Origin of the sequence: Streptomyces sp. BE20, from assembly GCF_036322525.1 — a bacterium.
Taxonomy (GTDB): domain Bacteria; phylum Actinomycetota; class Actinomycetes; order Streptomycetales; family Streptomycetaceae; genus Kitasatospora.
In genome coordinates this window covers 1-362 of sequence record NZ_JAQYWW010000186.1, presented here as the reverse complement: position 1 = coordinate 362, position 362 = coordinate 1, and the positions used below count along the sequence as shown (strand labels likewise).

Sequence of the window (362 nt, the reverse complement as noted above, 5' to 3'; positions counted from 1 at the left end):
AAGGCAGAGAAGTGGGTGCTCTTGCGTTCGTAGCGGCGGTGGTGTCGGAGGTAGCGGCGGAGCGAGTGGACGGTCCTTTCGTTCACCCAGCGTTGGCGGGCGAGACGTTGGGAGGACTCGTGACCGCGGCGTGGTATGCGGTGTGTGATCTGCCGTCGCCGCAGGTAGGAGCGGTTGAATCGGTTGTCGTCGGCAATGTCGCCGTGGAGCTTGCCGGGCCGGCGGCGCCGCGGTCCGCGTCGGGAGCGGATCGGTGGGATCGCCTCGCCGAGCGGGATCAGGGCCGGACTGTCGTGCAGGTTGGCGCCGGAGATCGCGAGCGCGATGGGCAGACCGGTACGTTCGGTGAGCAAATGGATCTT

1 pseudogene is annotated in these 362 nt (G+C 67.4%); it reads right to left on the bottom strand.

The features are described 5' to 3' along the window. Window positions 1-362: pseudogene (locus PUR61_RS00815) on the bottom strand (IS5/IS1182 family transposase); the annotation flags it as partial.